The sequence below is a fragment of the Candidatus Hinthialibacter antarcticus genome (assembly GCA_030765645.1).
GTDB classification, from domain to species: Bacteria; Hinthialibacterota; Hinthialibacteria; order Hinthialibacterales; family Hinthialibacteraceae; genus Hinthialibacter; species Hinthialibacter antarcticus.
Genome location: JAVCCE010000033.1, coordinates 19,715 through 42,657 on the forward strand (window position 1 = coordinate 19,715; position 22,943 = coordinate 42,657).

General features: G+C 51.9%; 16 protein-coding genes. 4 read left to right on the top strand and 12 right to left on the bottom strand.

Annotated features, from left to right (window positions below; all coding sequences use genetic code 11):
* Positions 1–15: 15 nt before the first annotated feature.
* The 8 genes from P9L94_08615 to P9L94_08650 all read right to left on the bottom strand — a co-directional run bounded on the left by P9L94_08615 (position 16) and on the right by P9L94_08650 (position 12,196).
* Positions 16–1,401: a sulfatase gene (locus P9L94_08615; GenBank protein MDP8244127.1), complete on the bottom strand. Its 1,386-nt coding sequence runs from the start codon at positions 1,399–1,401 to the stop codon at positions 16–18.
* 77 nt (positions 1,402–1,478) lie between these two features.
* Positions 1,479–2,879 carry a DUF6298 domain-containing protein gene (locus tag P9L94_08620; GenBank protein MDP8244128.1) on the bottom strand — a complete coding sequence of 467 codons (1,401 nt, stop codon included), beginning with the start codon at positions 2,877–2,879 and terminating at the stop codon, positions 1,479–1,481.
* A gap of 151 nt (positions 2,880–3,030) precedes the next feature.
* Positions 3,031–4,230: a sialidase family protein gene (locus P9L94_08625; protein MDP8244129.1), complete on the bottom strand. Its 1,200-nt coding sequence runs from the start codon at positions 4,228–4,230 to the stop codon at positions 3,031–3,033.
* Positions 4,184–5,566 (bottom strand): sigma-54 dependent transcriptional regulator, encoded by a 1,383-nt coding sequence (locus tag P9L94_08630; protein MDP8244130.1) that lies wholly within the window; start codon positions 5,564–5,566, stop codon positions 4,184–4,186. Before P9L94_08630 ends, P9L94_08625 begins: the two co-directional genes overlap by 47 nt.
* A gap of 67 nt (positions 5,567–5,633) precedes the next feature.
* Positions 5,634–7,865, bottom strand: coding sequence for a primosomal protein N' (gene priA / locus P9L94_08635; GenBank protein ID MDP8244131.1), 2,232 nt, complete (start codon positions 7,863–7,865; stop codon positions 5,634–5,636).
* Positions 7,866–8,539: 674 nt separating this feature from the next.
* A complete protein-coding gene (locus P9L94_08640) occupies positions 8,540–9,616 on the bottom strand; it encodes a hypothetical protein (protein ID MDP8244132.1) in 1,077 nt (358 codons plus the stop codon).
* Between the two features lie 12 nt (positions 9,617–9,628).
* Positions 9,629–11,170, bottom strand: coding sequence for a hypothetical protein (locus tag P9L94_08645; protein ID MDP8244133.1), 1,542 nt, complete (start codon positions 11,168–11,170; stop codon positions 9,629–9,631).
* A 60-nt stretch (positions 11,171–11,230) separates the two neighbouring features.
* Positions 11,231–12,196 (bottom strand): hypothetical protein, encoded by a 966-nt coding sequence (locus P9L94_08650; protein MDP8244134.1) that lies wholly within the window; start codon positions 12,194–12,196, stop codon positions 11,231–11,233.
* Positions 12,197–12,573: 377 nt separating this feature from the next.
* Here P9L94_08650 and P9L94_08655 point away from each other — a divergent pair, with 377 nt between their 5' ends.
* A complete protein-coding gene (locus P9L94_08655; GenBank protein MDP8244135.1) occupies positions 12,574–13,725 on the top strand; it encodes a hypothetical protein in 1,152 nt (383 codons plus the stop codon).
* Between the two features lie 265 nt (positions 13,726–13,990).
* Here the strand turns inward: P9L94_08655 and P9L94_08660 are convergent, their stop codons facing one another.
* Complete coding sequence (locus P9L94_08660; protein ID MDP8244136.1) at positions 13,991–14,812, bottom strand: isochorismatase family protein; 822 nt, start codon at positions 14,810–14,812, stop codon at positions 13,991–13,993.
* A 275-nt stretch (positions 14,813–15,087) separates the two neighbouring features.
* Here P9L94_08660 and P9L94_08665 point away from each other — a divergent pair, with 275 nt between their 5' ends.
* A complete protein-coding gene (locus P9L94_08665) occupies positions 15,088–16,053 on the top strand; it encodes an alpha/beta hydrolase (GenBank protein MDP8244137.1) in 966 nt (321 codons plus the stop codon).
* A gap of 221 nt (positions 16,054–16,274) precedes the next feature.
* Here the strand turns inward: P9L94_08665 and ppc are convergent, their stop codons facing one another.
* Both ppc and P9L94_08675 read right to left on the bottom strand, forming a co-directional pair.
* Complete coding sequence (ppc, locus tag P9L94_08670) at positions 16,275–19,133, bottom strand: phosphoenolpyruvate carboxylase (GenBank protein ID MDP8244138.1); 2,859 nt, start codon at positions 19,131–19,133, stop codon at positions 16,275–16,277.
* Between the two features lie 108 nt (positions 19,134–19,241).
* On the bottom strand, positions 19,242–19,772 hold the full coding sequence (locus P9L94_08675; protein ID MDP8244139.1) for a hypothetical protein: 531 nt from the start codon (positions 19,770–19,772) through the stop codon (positions 19,242–19,244).
* Positions 19,773–20,188: 416 nt separating this feature from the next.
* On the opposite strand from P9L94_08675, the gene P9L94_08680 reads away from it, so the two are divergent.
* The gene (locus tag P9L94_08680; protein ID MDP8244140.1) at positions 20,189–20,875 is read left to right on the top strand and encodes a GntR family transcriptional regulator; all 687 of its coding nucleotides are present in this window, start codon (positions 20,189–20,191) and stop codon (positions 20,873–20,875) included.
* A gap of 58 nt (positions 20,876–20,933) precedes the next feature.
* On the opposite strand, the gene P9L94_08685 is transcribed toward P9L94_08680, so the two are convergent.
* Positions 20,934–21,605 carry a class I SAM-dependent methyltransferase gene (locus P9L94_08685; GenBank protein MDP8244141.1) on the bottom strand — a complete coding sequence of 224 codons (672 nt, stop codon included), beginning with the start codon at positions 21,603–21,605 and terminating at the stop codon, positions 20,934–20,936.
* A gap of 160 nt (positions 21,606–21,765) precedes the next feature.
* On the opposite strand from P9L94_08685, the gene P9L94_08690 reads away from it, so the two are divergent.
* Positions 21,766–22,587: a sugar phosphate isomerase/epimerase family protein gene (locus P9L94_08690; protein MDP8244142.1), complete on the top strand. Its 822-nt coding sequence runs from the start codon at positions 21,766–21,768 to the stop codon at positions 22,585–22,587.
* Positions 22,588–22,943: the final 356 nt, after the last annotated feature.

The window sequence follows — 22,943 nt, forward strand, 5'->3', positions numbered from 1 at the left end:
TCTCCTTCAACAGCGTTATTTATTTTGATGCTCCGCTTTGATGCGCTTGCCGGTTTCAGGGTGAAACTCGTTTGGCAGAGAATCATCCGGCGGGATGTCGTTGGTTTCCTGAATCCACTGGTCAAGGCGTTTTCTCATGCGCACTAATACTTTTTGGTATGCAGGATCGTACGCCAAGTTATAGAACTCGTTTGGGTCGGCTGTGATGTCATAAAGTTCTTCTTCGGCGCGGCGCGAACGGAACAGCAGCATTTGCTCTTGCGTGAGTTGGTTTGCGTCGCGCAGTTTGCGAATCTCTTCAAACATTGGCGTATTGAGGCTGTCTGCTGAGGTCTCAAGCGCGCGCTCAGGAAACGCATTGTGGATGTATTTATAGCGCTTGTCGCGTACCGCGCGGATATGTTCGTCAAAGTCGTGCCAGTTGGCTTCGGCGAAAATGTAGTCGCGTTCATGTTCCGATGGATTCATCACCTGGTCAGTGAGACTAACGCCCTGCATGTCGCTTGGGACTTCGACGCCAGCGGCTTGCAGCGTTGCGGGGGCGATATCGACGGTGCTGACAAGCCCATCATATTTTTGTTGGGGCTGAATCATCCGGGGCCAAAAAGCAATCAACGGCGTTGAGATGCCACTGTCGTACATGGTGGTCTTGGCGCGGGGGAAGGGCATTCCATTATCGCCCCAAAAAATGATGAGCGTGTTTTCAAGCAAATTATTTTCGCGCAGATGGTCCATTAATTTGCCGATCTCCTGGTCCATGCGGGTGATCTCATCATAAAAGCCCGCTAGGTTTTCGCGCACGATGGGGATGTCGGGCAGGTATCGCGGCACTACGATTTCCTCATGGGTGTAGGGCTTGTCGATACAGCCCCGGTCAAAGGGACGATGAGCGTCGACGAAACCCATCTGCAAAAAGAACGGCTGTTGTTTGGGGCGCTCATCCATAAAAGACGACCAGTCGGTCACTTTGCCTTTGACGGAGTGGAACTTTTTGGCGGCGGCGTCGCCCAAATGGAGTTTGCCAACCGAGCCGGTGTGATACCCCGCAGGCGCGAGCAACTCCGGGACGATGGCTTGATTTGCGGGAAGCGGATCATGCAAATTGTCCGCCCCGGTTGAGTGCGGATACTTACCCGTGAATACGCTGCAACGGCTGGGGCTGCATGACGAAATTGTCACGAACGCATTGGTGAATTGCAGGCCGCCTTTCGCGAGAGCGTCGATTGTCGGCGTTCGGATGGTCGGGTGGCCGTAACAAGCGATGTCGCGGCCTCCGACGTCATCAGCGATGATCCAGATGATGTTGGGTTTTTCATCGCTGTCGCTGGTTTGCGCTACGGCGTTGCGCATGGCGGCAAGCGCCATACTGGACTGTAAAAAACTGCGTCGCGTAAGAGGCATGAATCCTATCCTTCCCAATGGTAATACTACGATGATTTCAAAGCCTCTGTGGTATTGTCAAGCAGCATCGCGATGAATTATTTCTTCTCGATAAACAAAGCCGCAGGGCCGTCAACTGGATTTTCGATTTTCATCTTTGAATTCGATGTTAAGCGCTTGTCCTTCAATTCAATTTTACTGGTCTCCACATTGAGCCACTCGACTGTGTACTCGCCTGCTGGCATTTCAACTTCTACGTTCTTTGTGTCTTGAGGGACAAACACAAGATATCTTGTTTCCGAATCCGCTAAACAGTATCCCGTATTTGATAACTCATTCATCGGCTTGCTGGCGTTGAGGTCCATGCGGGCGGTGAATTTACGAATGTCTCCAAGAGCGCGGCGTAAGGCGGCATATTTTTCGTCGAATGGCTGTTGGCCTAAAACGACAGCGTCATACGTGTCCATAAAAATTGGGTTCAACCCACGGCAGGCGCTTTTCCACGCCCATGAGGCGTAGCCGCCGATTCCCCATAAGTGGTCGGTGTCGGATATTACAACTTTCTTTCCCGTGTTGGCGGGCGGGTTGTCGCGATAGCCACCGTCATTGTTCGGCGATATCCAATCGGCGGGGCTGTCAAACAGCGTTTTATTTTTGCCGCCTTTGTATTGAAAGGTCATGCCGACGGGATGTTGGACGGGCTTGGTTGATTCGTATTGTTTGATAAAACGGATCAGGTGGTATTGCCATTCGGTGGATGGCGGGTGGTTTTCGTTTGATATTTCGTACAACACATTATCTAGATCGTTGACTTGGTCGATGACCTCACGGATATACGCCTTCTGGATTTCGAGAACTTTATCATTGCCGAGTTCGTGAATCTCGAGTCCCTTGCCGTCGCCATTGGTATCGCCGTTGGTTCCATTGATATTGTTATTGAGAGCAAATGGATGGAAATCCAGTGCTTGATTGACGTGTTGTAAGCCCCAACCCTCAAAGAACATGATCGAAACGTAGATGCCTTTTTGGCCCGCAGCGGCGACGCGTTCGCGCAGACGGTTGAAATATTCGGGATTAAATTTTGATAAATCGAATTTGGGCTTCCCGTCCGTTGCTTCGCCGGGGCCGGTGCGCAGCCAAGGCAGCGGCGCGACAAAGTGGCGTGTGTGTTCATTGCGATTATTGGCGCCATTGCCCGATGTATCCCACTGGGTCAGGTCCCATGCCCACATGCGCATGAAATTGTGATTGAGTTCTTCCATCCAAGTGATGTATTGCGGATAGTCAAACGCTGGCGGCGGGTCGCTCGGCCCCATATCAACCAGGTTATACCAGGTATGCGAGCCGGTGAGTAGGATCGCCTTGCCGTCTTGATCGCAAAAATAATTTTGGTTTTCTTTGCATACGCGTAATGGGCCGTTGGATGGCGCCGCGTCGCTGGTCAACGCAATGAACAAGAATAACGTGAATGCACAAAAACTAACGATTGGTTGTCTCATGGTTCTCTCTCCCAAACTCTTGAAAATTCCTCGGGGGTGGCTTGCGCTTGTCTCCGTCGCGGCTTATTGCCGCTGACTACGAAAGTCGCTCCACCCAATCCCCTGCGGCATTTTGTGCTTAAAATACGGTTCGTCCAAAATGAAAATCCGTTTATTGCATTCGGCTGCGATACATCAGAATGAAATCGCTTTCATCGAATAATGTCATATAAAGCCGCGCGTCTGAACCGTCGTAGGCGGATTTGGCGTCGCCCGCCCAATAGTATTGCACAGCGAGGCGTCCGCTGGGAAGCAAGACGCCGCTGGGGTAGCCGAAGTCGCCTTGCAATGGCCGCGAGAAGACGCTGACCCATTTTACGTCCCAACTGCGTCCCGCATCGCGAGTGAGGATTCCACGAATGGTTTTGAAATCCTGGCTGCGGTCGCCGTAGAGCAAAAGCAACCAGCCGTTCGAAAGGCGCACAAAATCGCCGGGGTGATTGAACGGGTCGGTCAGGCGTTTGGGCGTACTCCAAGTGCGCCCGTCATCTTCGCTCGATAGAATATCAATGCGCTGAGTGGAGACGGTGCGGGCGGCGGCGAGGATGCGTCCATCGCCGAATGAATACAATGCGGTTTCGTTGTGGTCGTCGGCGAGCAAGACCGGTTCGCCCCAGGTTTCTCCGTCATCCAGTGAGCGAACCAGGTAGGCGTAATCCCGCGCATCATTCCGCACCGCTGTCGCGCCGGGAACCGAGGCGGCGTAGCGTCCGTAGACGCTCATCAACAGGTCGCCGTTCTCTGCTTGCACGATGCGCCCATAGGGCGAGCACGGTTCCAAGCCAGCAACTCCCAGCGGACGCGGCAGGCTCCAAGTGCGTCCCAGGTCGTCAGAATAAAGCGTCATACATTGGGCGTTGTCGAGTTCGGGGCGGTATTTCTGGTCAAAATCATAACTGCCTTGACGGTGATAGGCGACGATGATGCGCCCCGTCGGCGTCAGCCCAACGGCGGGATTTCTATCATCAGCGGGGCCGTCAATTACGATGTCGGGCGTTTGCCAACTCAACCCCGAATCAATCGACCAGCGCATCGACAAGGCGCCGCCGACGCCCAGATGACCGCCGCCGCTGCGGTAGGCGCTGAACATGATTTCTTCAAGATTGGTGAGTACCGGGAAATAGCCGGATTGTTCTGAAACGACGATGTGTTTAACGGAGGGGAATTCAAAAATATTCAAAAACGGCGTATACGGTTGAGCGCAGAGAGACCGGGACGCAAGGGCCAACAGCAGCATGAATAACGTCCCGGTTCGGGTCATGGCGTTAATCCTCATCGTTGGCGTCGTCGTCTTTTTCGGCGCCGTATTCATGTAATTTTCGAATCAATGTACGTCGGCCTATGCCTAAGGCTTCGGCGGTTTTGGTGCGGTTGCCGTCATGGCGTTTGAGCGCATCGAGGATCACTTGTTTCTCAACGTCGGAGAGAGTGGCGTCGGCGTCGATGGATTGAAGCGCCGGGGCGTCGTCATCGTCATCGCCTCGAATTTCACGCGGCACGTTCTTGACTTCGATGACCTCGCCGCGCGTGAGCAACACCATGCTTTCGATGACGCCTTGCAGTTCGCGCACGTTGCCCGGCCATGCGTAGCGCTTGAGCCGCTCCATCGCCGCTTTGTCAATTTTGATGGCGCCTCTCTCATTTTCTTGCGCATAGCGTTGTACGAAAGTGTTGACCAGGAGGGGGATGTCATCCTGGCGTTCCCGCAATGACGGGGTGTCGATCGTAATCACTTTCAGGCGGTAGAATAAATCTTCACGAAATTCGCTTTTCTCAACCAATTCTTGCAGGCTGCGGTTGGTGGCGGCGATGATGCGAATATCGACGGAAATGGTTTCGCTGCCGCCGACGCGCTCAAATTGTTTTTCTTGCAAGACCCGTAACAGTTTTACTTGAATCGCCGGGCTGATTTCACTGATTTCATCGAGAAACAACGTCCCGCCGTCTGCGACCTCAAAGCGTCCTTTGCGTTGTTTGACGGCGCCGGTGAAGGCGCCGCGTTCATGACCGAACAGTTCGCTTTCTAACAAATTTTCCGAAAGCGCTGCGCAATGGATCGGGACAAACAGCCGGTCTTTACGTGGGCTGAGATCGTGTATCGCGCGCGCGACCAATTCTTTACCGGAGCCGGTCTCGCCGGTAATCAGCACCGTCGCTTTGCTGGGTGCGACCTGCTCAATGGTTTCCATCAAGTCCTGGATCGGTTTGCTTTGTCCGATGATGCCGCCGGCGCCGGGTTGGGATTTGCTGCTCTCGCGGTGATATTCGTTTTCTTGTTCAATGCGGCGCTTTTTTAAGACTTGCTCCAGCATGACGTCGAGCTCGTCGAGGTTCACTGGTTTGGTGAGATAGTTGTAGGCGCCGAGCCGCATGGCGCGAACCGCCATTTCGATGCTGCCGTACGCGGTTAGCATAATCACGTCGGTGTTGGGGCTGGCCGCTTTGGTTTTTTCTAATAACTCCATGCCGCCCATGTTGGGCATACGGATGTCGGAAATAAGAACGTCGTAGTCGCGTTTTTCAATCAGCTCGAGCGCTTCGACGCCGTCGGCGGCGAGGTCGACGCGGCGGCCTTCTTCCAGGATGGCTTTCTGCAAGCCCTCACGGGAATTGATTTCATCATCAGCAATTAAAATCGAATGAGGCATAGCGCTTTCTTTTCAATGTGAATTCAGAATGGCGTGTTGGTTCAGTGTATAAGAGGCGGAGACGAAATTAAAGCATATCGTTCGGGTCAACGTCTTGAACGATTCGGAACCCCGTCCGACGCTGCGAGAGAAATTTTTGCAACGGCTGGCTATTTAATAACGGACGAAAGGCGCGATAGTCGGTGCTTTTAATCGCCAACTGCCAGCGGTAATGGTCGCGCAGGCGGTACAAGGGCGCTTCGACCGGCGGCAGCAGCGTGACTTCGCGTTGTCCACGCAAGCCCTGCGAGAGAATTTCGTATAAGTCCCACGCTTTGCCGCGGGCGACGTCTTCGCTCTGGGCTTCGATGCGCCACAACACCAGGCGGGCGAACGGCGGGAAGCCAATCAAGCGGCGGTAACGAATTTCTTTTTCATAAAATGAATTGTAATCATGCTTGAGCGCAAATTGGATACTGTAATGGTCGGGGCTATAACTTTGGATGAACACTTCGCCCGCGTGCTGGCCTCTGCCGGAACGCCCCGCGACTTGGGTCAGCAATGTGAAGGTGCGTTCGGCGGCGCGAAAGTCTGGCAACGCCAGCGAGAAATCGGCGTTGATGATCCCAACCAAAGTCACGTTGGGGAAATCCAACCCTTTCGCAATCATTTGTGTGCCGACTAAGACGTCTGCTTCTCCGCGTCGAAATGGTGTGAGCAAGCGGTCATGGTCGCCCTTGCGCCGGGCGGCGTCGCGGTCGAGACGTATGACGCGAACGCCGGGGATGCGTTCTTCGAGTACATGCACAACTTTCTCGGTGCCGAACCCGCGCTGGCGCATGAATTTATCGGTGCAACTGGGGCAGTTGTCCGGCACGGCCTCGCGATAGTCGCAGTGGTGGCAAACCAACTGGTTGATGGAGCGGTGATACACCAGCGGAACACTGCAATTTTTGCAAGAGATAATATGACCGCAGTGGCTGCACGTCATCGTGGTCGAGAAGCCGCGTCTGTTTAAAAAAAGAATGGATTGCTGCTTGGCGTCGACCCGGTCCCAAAGCCCGCGCAATAATTCTTCGGAGAGAATCTCTTCTTCTTCCGGCCTGCCGCGCATGTCAACCAGGTTTACGTTCGGCATTCCATGTACGGCGATGCGCTCTTTAAGATGGAGAATGGTATATTTGTTCGCGCGCGCATTGTAGGTCGTTTCGACGGACGGCGTGGCAGTACCCAGAATGCACAACGCGCCCGCCAGTTTTGCGCGCACTACCGCCAGGTCGCGCGCCTGATAACGCGGGCTTGGGTCGGACTGTTTGTAAGAGCCTTCGTGTTCTTCATCAATAATGATTGCGCCCAAATCGGGCAGGGGAGCAAAAATGGCAGAACGCGCCCCCACCACGATGCGGCGGCGGCCTTCTTTGACCATACGCCATTCGTCAAAACGTTCGCCCTGGCCCAGTGAACTATGCAAGATGCCGACTTGATCGCCGAAGCGCGAGCGGAAGCGGTCCATGGTTTGGGGCGTCAGTGAAATTTCAGGGATCAAAACCAGCGCGGTTTTATTTTGTTGCAACAAGGTTTCGATGAGTTGCAGATAGACTTCGGTCTTGCCGCTGCCGGTGACGCCATGCAACAGAAATGGCTTGGCGTCTTGTTGTCCGATTGCGTTGCGCATCTCATCCAACGCGTGTTGCTGCTCGCTGGTCAACGCCATCGCCGTTGTCGGGCCGGATTGATACGAGAAGATTGGAATGCGCAGCGACTCGCGCGCTTGCAGCCTTACCAGGCCTTTGCGCTCGAGCGTTTTGATGGTCGAGGGCGAAACGCCCGCTTCGCGCGCAACGTCGTTTGGCGTCAGTAACGACTTTTGATTGATGAGAAACTCGATCACGCGGCGTTGCGGCTCGGTTGACGCCGCGTCGGGCAGGCTGTCGTCATGTTCGACTGACTCGTCAAGCAGTACGACTTTAATCATGCGCGGCTTGGCGTTGGGCGTGAACGGGTAGGCGACCGAAAAGGTTTCTCCCAAAGAGGCGAGATAGTAATCCGCCGCCCAGCGTAGGAAGACGAGCAACTCATCGCTGAATAGCGGCTCTTGGTCTATCAGACGCGTGATGGATTTGACGCCGGAAACGCCTTCGGGCGGCGTCGCCCGGTTGGCTGAAATAAACCCCAACGCATCGCGTCGGCCAAACGGCGCATAGACGCGGCAGCCGGGGCGCGCCTGAGCGCGTAGTTCGGCTGGGATTTCGTATGTAAACGCCTGCCGGGTTGGAATGGGAAACGCAACCTCGGCATACCGCAACTCGTTACTTGTCATAGAATCTATTTTCCAAAATTATTCATCACGGCTTGATGGCTGAGCCGTCGGGTGGGTTCTTTACCCATCATTTATTCACACGAGCCTATCGAAACGGCCTCGCTTGTATCTGCAGGCTTGGGTGCATCTCTCTTCGCTTCGGTGCGGGCTTTCAGGCCCTTTTGCACAGGCGCTTACAGAGACGCCCCCAAGCCTGCTATCGTTTGCTATTCTTATGTGCTTGCTACTAATCTAAGTCACTGGGTAGGGTGGGCTCGCGAGCGAAGCGAAGCAGCCCACCGGAAAAAACCGAACGCATTTCATCGTTTCGCGGCTCGGCGGGAAACCTCACTCTCCCCTAAAAAACTGCTGTCGGGCGGATTCTTACCCCACCGCATTGCTCAAGCGTTTGCCAAAGTATGTGCGGTATGCGCAACCGTAAGGCTCAGCGATAGATGCAGTGATGAAAACTCAGTCCGCACATAATTCTGGCAACCACTATTGATAGTCACTTTATATGTGTTTTTGATAGAATCGAGTGGAAGCCGCAAACTGGCGAGAACTTCTAAAGCTCAATCAAACGGTAAACTGAAAACGCGAGGTAGAAATGTAGGGTGAGTTCTTAGCCCAGTAAATTCACTGTCATCGAAATAAGAAATCGCTTTGCTCGCAATGACGCAGCCTAAGCGCTCGGCTTAAATCGGTCGATTGATGTCCTGGCGTAGGCGGCGCAATTGTTGCATGGCGTCCCACTCTGGCTTTAAGGTTTGGAACACCGATTGCGCGGCTTCCAAACGGGAAATCATGCTGTCCAGGCACTTTTCAATCATCAGCCATAGGGCTTCTGCGAATGGTACTGTGCTGCCGTCGTTGGGCGCTGCGCGTTCGGCGCGTAATGAGCACCGCGCCGTTTCGTAGGCTTCGACGTACATTTCGCTTGAGTAGAGGCTGTTGATTTCCATGAGCGTTTTGATGCGTCGCCAGGGCCAGTCCATCGTTTCAGACGCATCCTCAATTTCGTGATTCGCTAAGTCGTCGATTTGAGCCGCGCGCCAAACCAAGCCGGATATCCAGGCCGGGTTCGAACTGCCCGTTGTATTTTCTTCAATCATCCAAATAACGTCCGAGCCTGCCGGCGCATCGGTAAGGGCAGCGCTAAGGTCAAGTTTGAAGCCGCCCGTCGCGCTTGCATTCAGAGAGACTTCGCGGTTCCAAGTCGAATCTGTGGTAGAGCGAAAACGGCATTGATACGATGAATCAAGGCTCAAGCCCGCTAGACGCACAGGGCTTTCTGCCGGATACGCGGCGGTGCAAAAAAGAGGATGAAACGTCGGCAGGTCCGCTGCTGGAATATTGCGGCGCTGAGACGGGTATACCATACGCGCCGCAGAAGCGCCTCGATGGGCTGGGGCCGGAACCAGGCGGCCTGTCAGCGACTCAAGCGAGGTTTGGAGATTGCGCACTTCAGTTTGGACCGCATCGCTGGCGCAGTTGCCTAATTGATTGAGTAAGGTTTGGACTTGTTCGTACCAATTCAAATTTGACGCATTGCCTGCCCACTCTTCGATCAATGACAGGGTAGAGGGCTGTTTGAGCCAGGGCGTTTGGACGGCGCTAAAAAAGAGGTCTTGCGCATTGTGGATTGACGGAGTCTCGTCTGTATCCTCAATGAATGGCGCAGGCGTTTGCAAATCAGTAAGCGCCTGTTCAACCAGAGCCTGTAAGGTTTCGTTCTCAGGGGCGCTATGAGGGTTGGTACGGCGGGTATTCATTGTTAGTCACCTTTATATTTCGTCGCCGAAGATCAACGCAATCTGCTTTCGGCACTGGTTCCATAAATAATCGACGGTGCCGCGCGGCGCTTTAAGAATCTCGCCAATTTCAGCGTTTGTCTTGCCTTCCGCTTTGAGACGGGCGAGTTCGTCGCACCGGATTTCTTTGTCCTTATAGGTAATCGTTATGGTCTTAAGCACAGCTAGAATTCGTTCCAAATCGTGCGAATCGCGCCAATCGTCGGTCTGGCGGGCGGAATGAGACACCAATTCTTCCGACGACATATCATCCAGGTTTTTTCCGGTGTGGTAGACGCCTAACGCCTGGGTGGGATTAAATTCGCCGTCAGTTTGTTGGCCTGTTTCCGCTGTAGACGGCTCGATATGGATATGTTTGCGTATGCGGTCGATGAGGCGGCGTTTCAGAATGTAGAAGATCGCGCTTTCGAAGCCAATATCGCACATCCAGGGCGGCATGAAGCGCTCAATTTCGCTGGTTGTGACGATACAATCGCCGGATTGGTTCGAGACGCAATGATACACCTGTTCCTGATAGTCCTTCATCAAGAGTGAGGCGCCGCGTCGGGTTTGAATTTTTGTCGATTTGAATTGCTGCAGGTTACAGGCGGGCGGCAGCACGTCTCCGAACAGTTGTTGGAAGCGGCTTTTTTCATTCTTTTCAAGCACAACTGGTTTGTGCGCGTCGTCGATCGAAATAACGATGACCTGATCTTCGGTAACTTGCGCCGCAATTTTATTTTCACTGGCGGAAAAGAACGGAGCGCGCCATTCATCCGAATGACTTCTTGAACAATACGGCGCCAACGAGTGCTTTGCGATCAATTCTTGGGTTTCTATCGACCAGATCGACAAGACCCGGTCAGAATGCAACAAGGCCAAGCGTTTTGTCTCGGCGTCAACGGAGGCGTGAGTGACCATTGATTGCTTCCAGCCGCGCATCCCTTCCGGGGGGAAGACAATCGGCTCGCTTTCGCCCGATTTCCATACGCGGGCGGAATGGTCAGACAGGCATTTCACGATTTCTTCGAGTGCGGCGCTATAGAGATCGCCCCGCACGGTTTCGGCGTCTAAGCCTGCCCGCTGGATCGAAGACGCATAGCGCTGGGCTGCGTGTCCTGAAGCGCGTTCTAACAATTGGCAATGACAATTCACGCCCTTCAATATTAAAGGCGCATGGTTGTCCGCGCGTGGGTCATAGAGGCGTTCTACGGTTTCGGGCGCATAAAAAAATGATGACGTTGCGGACGATGCAATGGTATCGAATTTCTTTTTTTGCGTGGCGGAATCGAGCGACTGGCGCTTGAGGTGATTGATCTTGCTGAATAGGCGTCGCGCCGCGCTGAAGGACGCTATGCGCCGCCAGTCGGTTTCATCTAAATCATCAATCGGGGAGTCTGAAACGGATTGATATGCACAGGCGGCTGTTTGCTTCAGCCAGACGGATTGTTGCGACTCATCGAACTGTGATTGAAGGGCGTCTTGTAAACACTGTTGAAAAAGGTCCATGCCTGCTTTTAGGTGAATCAAATTCATTTCAGGATGGGACGATCATAAAAGAGAGGAGCGTGGCTGGCAAGAAGCGCTGTTCGCTTCTCATCCGCCCAACCAACTTTTAAACGCCGACGAAAAATCTTCCATCATGGTTTTGACGCCGGAATCAGCGCCGCCGGATTTTTCTTGCGGCGGCTTATATTTGAGGTCGCTGTATTGAATCAAGATTCCAAGAAATCCACAGACGCTTTTAATCATGCCCGCTTCACCCTGAAGGTTCGTCAGGTGAGATGACAGGATTGTATTCAGGTTTTTTACATAATCGCGGGTAATGCGGGCCTCGAGTTTTGGCAGTTCCAGGCCTCGATTGTCTAACGCGTCAAACGCTTGTTTCAGCGCTTTGACAAAGGCGGCGTCGGTTTGTAATTTTTTCGCGTGGGGGCTCGAAGGCTCCGCGTTGATTAAGACGCCGAGATATTCATTAAAAATTCCAACCAGAGTTTGTTCGCATTCATAGACTTCGGCTTGCGCCTCCAGTAATTCTTGAATTGCTTGGATGTAATGGCCAACCATGTTCAACACTTGATCGTAGGTCGGCTTAACCTCTTCTTCGCTGCGCATATAGTTGATGAGTTCTTTTTTCGCGTGATAGGTTTGTATGGCGCGGTCGGGACATTTACCCTCAAGGCGGCGAAGAAGGTCGGAATATTTATTGCGCTGGGTGATTTGAAATTTTTCGTATCGACTGATGAATAGAAAGTAACTAATTTTTTTACAGCAGGATACAGAGTCAAGCGCATCTTGGTAGGTATCGTCATCAGAGGTTGTTATATAGGCGGGCAGCATTTCGTAGTCTTCAAACGGCTTGGTTTTCACGCCGCGCCGCCGATCTGCAAATAATCGGTTTTTTGCCGAGTTGCGGAAAACGATTTCGACATTCTCCATCACAAGAGGGCCATGCGGACACAGTTTGACCGATTCCTCTGGCGAGGGAGCGGGAACGTCTTTCTGGAGTTCCGCAGCGATGTCTTCTTTAACTTGTTTTGCTGCGTGAATGTACGCTTCCATTAGTATCCTTAAATCTAAAAACTTCTTTTATGTGTCTTTTTATTGTCCCAGAACTCATATCGGAAAACAAGCATTAATCGTTATATTAGTATAACTTAGGTTTGAAAGCATTATTTTTCAAGCTCATTATGTCAAGTATAATCTTTTGGCCGATGGTTGCTCAGAAAAAACAATATCATCCAAAATGAAGAGATTACTTTTAAGTGAGTGATTATCGCTTTTAATCGCGCGAAAGTTGTATATGACATTTCAGGGTTGATGAACCCTTGGAATACATGCTATCATTCGATAGATTAGTTGCTTTTTTTTGTGTTGCTCTGTAAATATTCCATCGGTTAACACCCTTGGATGTAATCTAAATTGGGAGGATGTACCTTATGAGAGCATCTCTATTGTTGCGAACAGGGATGCTGACTGGAATTTCCCTCTTTGTTATCACATCAATGTCAGCAGTACATGCGGACCGCGGTGGATATGCAGATCCACCAGGCGGATGGACGTTTGTAGAAGACTGGAATGGCGATATTCCACCTGCCGATGATTTGCCAGACGCCAAGTGGCAACACAATAATGGAAGCGATTCGTATTCGGGCAATGCGCATACAGAGGAATTTAATGAATTCGAAATATACATTGCACCGGACGTATTGGTTGGCGATGTCGTACGCATTGAGACGATTGCGGGCATTGGCGATACCGAAGATGGGGTAAACCCGGCTGCCGACGCATCCGTTTTACGCCTTGTAGACATCGGCGATCCGCGCGCTTTGGGTTTCAGCGACCCCAGCGACCGAAAAATCTTTTTCACCGGCCCGCTTCACGCGCCCGGCGAGTTGGATGCGGACCCGTTTGAAAATGGAGTCACGTTTATTGCGCGTCTTCGTATTTTTCCGATCTTTCCTGATCCAGACATTGGCGTCGGTCAAGATTTAGTCGACCTCGCCCTTGACCCTGATGGCGACGGCGAACCTAACGGTGATGGTTCGTTACGCTTTATTCCTGAAGCCTCAAACCGCGCCCATGTTGGGATTGGGTATGTTGATCCTGATGATGATTTAGTACGTGCATTGGTCGGCGTCGGCTATTATAATGCTGGCTCATTAGAAGTTTTAGTGAACGATGCTTCAACGGTTGCTGGAGACGCAACTGGTCGCGACGGCGATGAAAATGTTCCTGTCTTGTCAGACATCGACACGACTGCGTTTCACACGGTTTGGGTGAGTGCGAAGGTTTCAGACTCTGACCCGGGCGCGATTACTGTTCGCGCATTTGCCGATGGCAGCACTACGCCTGTTATTGCAACGATCTTGAGAAATGACGGCGCTGCGGCTGCGGCTGATCGCCCCAATGCTCAAGAAATGGGCGGCGACCAATGGACTGGCTTCAAACAGCTTGCCTTTAACATTGGCAGCGCGGGCACCAATGCGGCTGGCGGTTTTCAATTTGATTATATGTGCGCGACCTTAGCGGGCGCGTTTGATCCCCAAGCGGCAGGCGGTTCAGATGTTGCTGCATGGGAACTGTACTAAAGAAAATTGATTAAGATAGCGATGAAAGGGTGGGTGAGAAATCATCCGCCCTTTTTTTGTTTGTTGCTTTTATAGGGTTTGCCCTCCCGGCGGTCTATCCATGTGCAACAATCTTGCAATGCTTCGCTCGCACTGATAAAGCCCTTGATGCAACGAAACAAAAATATATCAGCCATGTAGGGGCGCAACATGTTGCGCCCGAATCCCCCTTGGCGCCTACGTCGCCTTCCCCCCTTAAAAAAGGGGGGCTTTCAACGGCAATTTTCTAATCCATCAAATCGGCGCTGGTTACCGTCGGCGCCCAATATTTTTCAACGTGATGAATAACCAGCCGGGTTCCAATGTTGTGATCGACATTCGGATACATGCGAGAGTTATACATCGTGTCGGTCATGTCGCGAACCAGAACGACGTTGCGACCCAGGCGCGTCTGCTGGCGGATTCCAAACGGGCGCCCTAACACGCACATGTTGGTATGTACGCCCATGAGGATGATGTTTTGAATGCCGCGCTGCGCAGTGAGGTTGAAGATTTCCTGCCCATCATCGCTGATCGCGTCTTGCGGGGCGATGGTCAATCCTGGATGCTGCATTGACCACGCGGTGTATTGTCGGCATTGCGGCTGGCAATCGCAACCGCCGTCGGAATCGTCGATGGGCAGCGGCGCTTCGTCGTCTAAATCAAGATGACACCAGCCTTGAATTTCGACGGGCGGTTGGATGTATTTTGCTTCCTGTGCGAGTTTGCGTTGCGGCAGGAGTTTATAGTGGTCGAGCGTCCCGCTGGGCGCATGGATGATGAACACGCCTTTGTCGCGTAGCGCTGAAATCAGGCGGTCCATCTTTGGTATGATGTCACCAACGCGCTGTGTCGCGCCGTTGCACCAATGTTTGTTCCACATATCACAGATGATGACGCAGGTTTTGTCGGGCGCCCAAGTGGTTTCATGTTCGATTGTTTGCCAAACGCCTTCGGCGCCTTCCGTCTGAGAACGCGCCGTGAATGTAAGCGCGTCTTCCGCCGCCGTATGCATCGTCGTCGCCAATGCGAAAATTGCTGTGATGAAGAGGGCAATCGTTTTTTTCATGGTGCAGCCTCTCGATTTTTTTCTGTTTTGTTATGCAATGGATAGGGTAGGATGAATCGTTTTAATTGCCTAGAGTCTATTTCAAAATTGAATGCCATTGTGTAAAGCGGTCTATATTGCAATCAGGCGTGTGTACATCACTGTTCGCTTCGGTGCGGGCTTGTCGCCCTCGTTGCACAGGCGCTCACAGAGATGCACACACGCCTGATTAGAATTGTAATGACGCGATCAAAAGATGTATGATGTCGAATCAATCTATTTTTTGGGAGAAGACGATGATGCGAACTTTCTATATTCAATCTACGGCTTTACTCACATTCATATTTGCCTTGGCGGCGTTTTCCGCAGACGCGCCGCCGCCGGTTCCGAAAGGGTTCAATTCTGAAACAGAAATGAAAACCGCCGCTTTGATGGGGATGTTAAAAGTGGTGGATGTGAAGAATGTCCCTATCCCCAAAAATGTGACGGAACACCTCGGTATTGAATATGGAAACGTAGACGGACGGTCTTTGAAGTTGGACCTGTATGTTCCTCAATCGACGAAGCCGACGCCGGGCATTCTATTCATTCACGGCGGCTCATGGTCGAAAGGCAAGCGCGGGGACATGAAATTTTACGCCGTCCATTTTGCGAAACTGGGCTACGCCGCCGCGACGATCTCGTATCGGTTGTCGGGCGAGGCGCCGTTTCCCGCAGCGGCGCAGGACGCAAAGTGCGCCATGCGTTGGATGCGTTCTCAAGCGAAGACCTATAACATTGATCCAAACCGTATTGCGGTAAGCGGCAATTCAGCGGGCGGACATTTATCGCTCATGCTTGGGTATTCGTCGGATGATCAATCGTTGGAAGGCGACGGCGGCCACGCGAAATTCAGCAGCAAACCGCAAGCCGTGATCGACTTTTACGGCCCGGTCGATTTGACGGGAGAAGACGCCGTAGACAATGGCTTCGTCCACAAGTTTATGGGCGGGACCATTGATGATGTTCGAGGAAATTATACAAAAGCGTCTCCCATTTCGCATCTGACTAAAGATGATCCTCCCACATTAATATTTCATGGAACCGTCGATAGCCTCGTGAACATTCGCCATGCCGACCATTTGGATAAACAGTTGCAGGCGCTTGGTATTGAACACGAATACGAGCGCTATGAAGGCTGGGGACATACCATGGATTTAGCGGCGGATGTGAACAAGCGCTGCGTCTATATCATGGAGAAATTTTTGGCGAAGCATTTGTAGTCGGTCATACAAATATAGGCAATCGCTGATGAGGGGATATGTAATTTAGCAAGCGTGGGTACATCTCTGTGCGCTTTGTCGCAGGCTCAATATTTGGCTTATTCAGGGGAGGGCGAACCTCCTGGTGAGCCGCATTAAAGAGATTACCTTTTGATATTTCGCGGCTCGGCGGGAGCCTCGCCCTCCCCTCGCTTGAACATGAGGCGAGTTCTTAATTTGGATCACCCGGTGCTTTGCATCGCCGCCGCGATTCCAGCCAAACTCAATAGCATGGCTTCGCGCCATGCGTCATTTTGTAATTCGCCGGACTCTTTTTCAGGATCGCATAAATCCATCAGCATGGCTTGGATGCGGTTGAGCGGTTCGACGATGGGGTTGCGTAACTGCACGGTGCGCTCGATGACGTTTGCGCGTTTTACTTCGTCGCTATCCTGGGTGATCTGGCTAATGCAATTGCGGGCGCGGTTGAATTCATCTTCGATCAAACCGTGGATGCGGTCTCCGATTTCTTTTGGTACGACGCGCGCGGCGTAAACCGCTGCGGTGGGCATGTGAGCGCGCAGCAATTCGAGGCGCGCATTGTTGACTAGCGCAGCGAAGAAGGGCCAGCGTTGAAACATCTCCTGCAAACGCCCCAAATGTTCAGGCGATTGGCTGATGTATGCGTCCAGCGCAGTCCCAATGCCGTACCAACCGGTAATCAAGTAGCGGGTTTGCACCCATGAAAATCCCCAGGGAATTGCGCGAAGATCGTCCATCCCTACCATGGAACCGCCGGTTCGCGAGACGGGCCGCGACGCGATGGGCAAACGGCTGATGTGTTTGATGGGCGTGGCTTGCACGTAAAACGTCCAGAAGTCGTCGTCTTGAATTAATGCGCGGTACGCCTCTTGAGAAGACGCCGCCATCATCGCCATCGCTTCGCGCCATTCGGTTTTGGGCGCATTTTCTTCTTGGCTGGAACAGCCGGAATGCAGCACCGCTCCGGCGATTTGCTCTAAGTGGCGATGCGCCATCGGGGCGAAACTATAGCGAAACGAAATGACTTCGCCTTGTTCGGTGAAGCGAATGCGTCCATTGACGCTATGAGGCGGCTGAGAGCGAATGGCAAGCGAGGCGCGTCCACCGCCCCGGCCTACCGTCCCGCCGCGACCGTGAAACAACCGCATGTCTACGGAGTGGTCGTGGCAGATGTTGGCCAGGCGTTCTTGCGCGTCATGCAACAGCCAGGTCGCCGACATATAGCCGCCGTCTTTGCTGCTGTCGGAATATCCCAGCATGATTTCTTGAAAGCGGTTGCGGGCTTCGAGCTGGCGTGAATAGGCTGGATTGTCAAACAGTTGCTTCATTAAACCGTCGCAGCGTTCGAGGTCTTCAATCGTTTCAAACAACGGGACGACATCGATATCGCTTTTCAGCGTCCAGTCGTCGCCATGATGGCTTTTGCGAACCAGGCCGGCTTCTTTGGCCAAGACTAAGACTTCAAGCAAATTGCTGAGGGTGTGCGTCATGCTGATGATATACGTTGACGCGGCCTCTTTTGAAAACATGCGGTTGGCGCGGCGCATGACGCGAAATACATCCAAGACGTTTTGTGTGCGCTCGGAGCCTTTCCAACCAATGGGCAACAACGGGCGCGGGTTTTGTAACTCTTGGGTCAGCAGGTCAAGTTTTTCTTGTTCGTTTAAATTTTTATAGACCCGGTTGCCTGGAACCAACTGCGCCGCTTCAAACAATTCGTTGATCGCGAAGGCGTGTTCTTTGCTGTGTTGGCGAATGTCTAATGCGGCAAGATGAAAACCGAACGTCTTGGCTTGTACCACCAAGTCAGCGAGAGGGCCTTCATCCACCAGAATGTGAGCGCGGCTTTTGCGTAAACTGTTGCGTAATACCTCAAGGTCAGAGAGAAAGTCCGCCGCATTTTTATAGGCGGCCGGGTCTGGGGCGTGGGCGGCGTCGATTGCGTGAGTAGAGGACGCATGCAATGACTTTTGGGTCGCTTGAAGACGAACGCGGATGTGTTGCAGTTTGCGGGCGTAGGGTTCTTGCGCCCTACGGTTTTGCCGTTCGGCTTTCAACGGCGCTTCGGCGGCGTCTTTCGCCAATGATTTACGCAACGCCTGATCGGCGGGAACGCGACGCGCGCTTTGGGTGAATTCCCGCAGTAGAGAATTAATTTGTTTCAAGTAAATCTGAAGCGCCGTCCGTTTGTGAAAGGTCAGCGTTTTCCAGGTGACTTCAGGAGTCACATTGGGGTTGCCGTCGCGGTCGCCTCCCACCCAGGTGCGGTATTTCAAAAATGCGGGGACCTCAAATGATGCGCCGGGGTAGGTTTCTTTTAGTGCGTTTTTTAAATCTTGATGAAGCCACGCGACAATGGGGAATATGGTGTGTTCGAGAAAATAGACGGCATTGCGCGACTCGTCTTCGACAGTGACGGGGGTCAGGCTGAGTTCTTCCGTCAGCCACAGCGCAGTCAGTGCGCGGTGCAAATCATTTTCAACGCGACTGCCGCGATTCAGCGGTTGGTCGAGGCGGGTGACTTCTTTCGGCTGGCTGGATTCAGCCAACAAGGTAACGAGAATTTCTAATTGGTCTAACACGGCGCGGCGGCGCGCTTCGGTGGGATGGGCAGTCAGTGTCGGAACAATTTCGAGGCGTCCCAACAAACGGCGCATGGCGTCTGCATCTACGCCTTTTGCTTTGACCTGCATGACCGTGTCAAGAAGCGATTCGCGTCGAGGCGCATTGGCGTCTGCTTCGGCTTGTCGTTTTAAGTTGACGCGGACGATTTCTTTCTGTTCAGCCAAATTCAATAATTGAAATAAAACTGTAAACGCCCGTAGAAGCGCTTGTACTCGAAGGGGGTCTTTGAGAGCGGGGAAGCGCTTGAGCAAATCGGGCGCCGAAGCGTCGCTAGGGGCTTTGTATAATTTTTGCGCCAGTTGGAGTATGTCTTCGCCCGCTTGTTCTTTCAGGATGGCGCCTAATAAGTTGTCCCATAATTGAATGTCGTCGCACAACGGCGTCGTTAGATGATAATCCTGTGGATTCAGCGATAAGAATTGCTTGAAAATCATTGCTCACCATTGGGTTCAAGTTTTTGAGCTAAGATTATCATTATACTCAAAATAAAGAGGGGATGAGGAGCGTCCAGCGGTTTGAAAGTGTATTTAAGTTTCTGCGGGTTACATCGAATGAAGAATTCTGCTCCCAACGGCAATGCTCAAAGCCGCTGCTGTTCCAATCTCTGTCAGGCGATAGGTCGGGCCAGGCGTGATCTTCTTCGTATTTTTTTTCTCGAGGATATTTTTTGTTACGAGAGAATTATTATACGATTTTAATCGGTCTTGAGATGCGATCCCTGTATGTTGGCTGAGGGTTGCGATCCAGTTATCGACTGCATTTGAAGCAGCTGGCGCGTTCTCTGCATCATGGTAGGCCTGCAGAACCAATAACTCTCCTGCATCCAGATCAATACAAGTTTTAAGAACGTTCAGTGCCGGGTCGTTTTGAAGGGATTCAATCTCCACCGCGAGTGACGCAAAACATTTGCGCACGGCGACGAAGGTGAGTTCATTGAAAGCGTCTTGCGCAAGGCGCTCAATAATCAAGTTAAAACATTGAACAAGAGTCGCTTGAACTGCATCATCATTTTGCCATTTTTTTTGCCCATGCAAACGCTCATAATCTGAATGGAGTTGCTTTAAAAATTCCACATTGCGCAAACGCCCAAATAGCGCCGCGACATATTGGAGAGGGTCTTTCCGTTTTTGTTTGGAAATGCCCGTCGTTTTTAATACATAAGCGCTAAGCGTCCGGCGCATGTGTTGGTCGAGGATGTCGCAGGGTTGAGACATTGGATTTGCCATATTTACGTATACCTAACGCAATCATACTGATGATGGGGCCTGTCCGTCAATTCCAACGAGTTCCATTTTACGCGTTTATTATGTAATAGTTGTATAAAGGGCGTATTGCAAGTTAGAAATCCAATCCATTTCTGCGGTAGTTTTATGAGAGCCGTCAATTTAATCATAGAGATATAAAAAGCTCTAGTATTTTATTTATAAGATGTTATCATTCAGTAAATTATATTATATTAAATATAATATATAGTCAGATTGGAGGCACCATGTATCCAAAATCATCTACCATTCAACCAATGAACGATCCTATTTATGCGCGAGTGCGTGAACGCTTGCGCGTGGATATTCTTAGCGGTGTATTTGACGCGGGCTCCCGCTTGAAGATCGCGATGTTGTGCGAGCGATATGCGGTCAGCCAAATGCCCATTCGGGAAGCGTTGCAACAATTGCAGGGCGAAGGGCTGATTTGTATTGAACCCAACAAAGGCGCGAGCGTACGTAAAATTGATGAGCAATTCGTTAGCAATTTATATGAAATTCGCGGCGCGTTGGAGGCATTGCTCGCTCGACTTGCGATTCCGAATTTGCAAGCCCCTCACCGGGAGTCGATGCGAAAAACGCAAGCCTCGTTTGAGGCGGCGATCCGTAGAGGCGACGCCGCGCAGGCTTTAGAATTAGACGCCCAGTTTCACCGGACGCTTTATCAAGCAGCCGATAATTCGGAGGCATTGGATTGGGTGGAGCGTCAGCGTGATTTGATACGTTGCCTGCGTCGAAAATATGGATTCGGCCCCGCGCGTACGCCTGCGATTATTCGTGAGCATCGCGGCTTGCTGTTGGCCTTAGACCACGAAAACGCAATTGAGGCCGAAGCGGCCGCGCGCGAACATTGCGAAAACGCAAAGTTAGACCTCATGCGTTTAATGAACCAAAAATTGGAGTGCGTAGGGTAGCGAACAAACCGACGCCCTGAGCTTTTAATAAGCAACCACTCAGGGCGCCGCTCGTGGTTTACCGTTTAACGATTACTGCCATACCGTCGCCTTTTTCTTCTGAACACTGAATGATCTGTATGTCAAAGTGCGGGTCGTTTTCCATTGCGTCTAAAAAATCTTTCATTTCATCTTTAAAACGAATGACGTTATCGGCAATGATGACGGCTCCCGGCGTTAATTTGGGCGCAATCGCTTTGAAGTAATTGAAATAATCTTTCTTTAGCGCATCGAGAAACAAGAAGTCATATTTTCCTTCCAAATCAGGCAAGACTTTGAGCGCGTCGCCTTCAACGACCGTGACGGAGTCGGTTAGGTCCATTTTTTCAATGTGTTCACGGGCTGCAACAACCATTTTCGGGTCGATGTCGATTGTGGTCAGATGACCGCCTGTGCGTTCAAACGCTATGCCCATTAACAAGGCGCCATATCCCGTAGCGGTCCCGACTTCAACGCCGCGTTTGCATTGGGCGGCTTCAATCATAATGCTTAAAAAGCGCGCGTCGCCCGGGGTGGTGTTTAAACCAATTCGATGAAAGTCTTTCAAATATTGCTCTCGCGCCATTTGTTTTTCTCCTGGAGACCAGATGGATGGAATGGGTTGGACGTCGGCTGCGAAGGCGTAGACCGCTGCGCATAACGCAATGGTTCCGATCAGTGATAGAGCGGTGGTTCGTTTGTTGGGTTGCATGGTTCTTCTCTCCCTTGTTGGGCGTGATGGAATTCTGGCGGCACTATAAACAATCGTGACGAAGAACGCAATGCGGCCCATCGCATTTAGACTAGCGATTGATAGGGCGCTTGTGGTAGTCTGGTAAAAATTCGGGCCACCATGATGGGGAGGAAGCAGAATGGGCGTAATTCATATTGGAGTCAACATGGAGTTTGTCCGTAGCGCGGATAAATCCTTTACAGACGGCGTCAAAATTGCAGCGGATTTGGGGTACAAATTCATCGAACCGATGGTGCACAACGGGCGCGAACTGCTCAGCGAGGCGGGCTATTTCCATTCATTTAGTATGGACGACGACCCGCTTTGGATGAAAGAAATCTGCGACGAAAATGCAGTGACTATCTCTGGCCTTTCAGCGCACTGCCCGTTGATGCGGCCTGAGATCAGCGTGCCGTATTTGCAGAAGGCGATTCGGTTTGCGTCTGACATCGGCGCGCCGGTAGTGAACACGGACGAGGGCGTCAAACCGCCGTGGATGGATGAAGAGCATGCGTTTCAAGTGATGAAATATACGTTAACGCAAGTGGCGAAAACCGCCGAGCGTTACGGGATTTATATCGGCATCGAAGACCACCAGATTTTTTCCAAGACGACTGAAGGCTTGCTGAAAATCGCGAACCTGGTGGATTCGCCTTTTATCCAAATTAATTTTGACGCTGGCAATGCCTACATCGCAGGCAGCGACCCGTATGAAATGTTGGCGGCGACGCTGCCGCAATTGATTCACCTACACGCCAAAGACATTGGCGGATTGCAGATTGAAAAACGCGGCAAAGTGACTGGCGTCCCGGTGGGCGTTGGCTGCGGTGAAGGCGTGATTGATTGGAAGAAAATTATTGAAATGGTCAAGCCGATTGAGCGCGACATCGTTTTCTCGGTTGAATGCGGCACCATTGAACAAGCGAAATTCAGTTTGGCGCATCTGAACGCGTTGTTGTAGTTTTTTGTAGCGTGGGTTGCGTAATTTGACCTAACCGTACCGTTTTTTCACTCTGCCTTGATCCCCCCAGAAGATTTAAAATTCAATACCCAGGCGATAAACGCCCCCCTTGAAAAAAGGGGGGTGGCGCCGCAGGGGCCGGGGGGATTGTATCAAGGACTGCCCTCCCCAGGTTTTTACAATTACCCGCCGTTGAAGGTTTATTTGAAGTTGCATGGTGGGCTGCCTTGCGAGCCCACCCTTGTATCTTTCTTGTAAGTTGAATAGAAAAAGACGAAGCCTCGGGATGAGAGTACACCCACGAGGCTTTGTGAACGGCAGATCGTCCCACCCTGGGTCCGTCTCAACGACCGCAC